Genomic DNA, 639 nt, shown 5'->3' with positions numbered 1-639 from the left:
ATGGCTTCTGGCTCGCAAGGCTACTGCGGTCGAACGACATCGATACATATGTGCTAGATCCCGCCAGCTTCCTCGTGTCGCGGCGAGGCAGGCGCGCAAAAACTGACCGGATCGACGCCGAAGCCATGATCGGGATTCTGAAAGCCTATCTCGCTGGCGACAAAAGCGTGTGCCGTGTCGTGGAGGTGCCCTCTCCCGAGGAGGAGGACGCACGCAGAGTAATGCGCGAGCGCGGCGATCTGGTGCATGAGCGCACCCGCATTATCTCTCGGATCAGGGGGCTCCTTGCGTTGCAAGGCATACGATCTGTCAAAGCCATCAAGGGCGGTGAATGGTCGAGCCAACTCGACGACATGCGCACCGGCGATGGGCGGCCTTTGCCACCAAACCTTCGTCGACAGATTGAGCGCTGTTTCGGACGGCTTGCGTTGCTCAACGATCAGATCAAGGACATCGAGAGGGACCGCGCCCAAGTTGTGCTCGATGAAGAGTCCACCTTTCCATGCCGCGATAAAGCGGTTCGCCTCGAGCAGCTGAAGGGTATTGGCCCGAACAGCGCGGCAATGTTGGTCGCAGAGGTTTTCTGCCGAAAGTTCGAAAGCCGACGACACGTCGCGGCCTTCCTTGGGTTAGCTCCGG

1 protein-coding gene is annotated in these 639 nt (G+C 59.6%); it reads left to right on the top strand.

Translation table 11 applies throughout. The features are described from left to right. The coding region (locus AX735_RS19450; RefSeq protein WP_156447549.1) for an IS110 family transposase at nt 1-639 on the top strand (639 nt) is incomplete at both ends.

This window comes from Blastomonas sp. CCH1-A6 (assembly GCF_001556365.1).
Classification (GTDB): Bacteria; Pseudomonadota; Alphaproteobacteria; order Sphingomonadales; family Sphingomonadaceae; genus Blastomonas; species Blastomonas ursincola.
The sequence above is the reverse complement of the archived record's forward strand: the minus strand, read 5'-3'. Positions and strand labels throughout refer to the sequence as shown.